1 protein-coding gene is annotated in these 884 nt (G+C 38.7%); it reads left to right on the forward strand.

The features are described from left to right. Positions 1 to 51: 51 nt before the first annotated feature. On the forward strand, positions 52 to 884 hold an 833-nt coding region (locus tag H5072_RS20530; RefSeq protein WP_182694645.1), incomplete at its 3' end, for an HDOD domain-containing protein.

The raw sequence follows: 884 nt of genomic DNA on the forward strand, positions 1-884 counted from the left end.
GCCTGAGTTTGCAGTTACTTTACAGGCTGAACACAAAAGGATGGCAGCTTTATGTCTACAGAAAACGCTTTATTAACGATTCTAGTCGATAGAATAAATAACGATACGTTGGTTTTACCAACGCTACCTGAAGTAGCGATTAAGGTTCGCCAAGCTGCAGATAACCCAGATGTGAATTTAATCCAAATGTCAGATGTAATCTCACAAGATCCAGCGCTTTCAGCTCGTATGATAAAAGTAGCTAATAGTGCGATTATGGGACGTTCTGTAAAAGTATCTAATTTACAACAAGCAGTGACTCGTATTGGATTACGTCAAATTAAAAACATTGCTACAGCTATGGCTATGGAACAATTATTTGTATCAAATAATGAGCTAATTAAAGGCTACATGGGTAAGGCATGGCAAAAAACATTAACCGTTGCTAGCCATTCAATATCACTCATGGAGTTTTATTTAAAAAATAGTAAGCACACGTCACTAAACCGCGATTCTATTACACTCGCCGCACTTGTTTATAATATTGGTGTATTACCAATTTTAACTGAAGCTGAGCGCCACCCAGAGGTATTTGCTAATCCAAGCTTTTTGGCTCATGCAATTCAAAAGCTGAGTGGAAAAATTGGCTCATCTATTATGCAAGCGTGGGAATTCCCTAAAGAGTTTGTTGATGTAGCTCAGAGCTGGGCTGACCCGAGTTACAAACCTGAAAAAGTAAGTTACGTGGATTTTATTCGAGTAGGGGCTATTTTAGAGGGCACGTTACAAGTTTCTGATAAGTCGGCAGCGCTGCAAACGTATATAGACAAAGGCGTTATACCGTCTATGCAATTATTCACAAGTGATGAGTACAACGACATGCTAAAAGATGTGAAAAACATGTT

The sequence above is a fragment of the Pseudoalteromonas sp. SR45-5 genome (assembly GCF_014163565.1).
Classification (GTDB): domain Bacteria; phylum Pseudomonadota; class Gammaproteobacteria; order Enterobacterales; family Alteromonadaceae; genus Pseudoalteromonas; species Pseudoalteromonas distincta.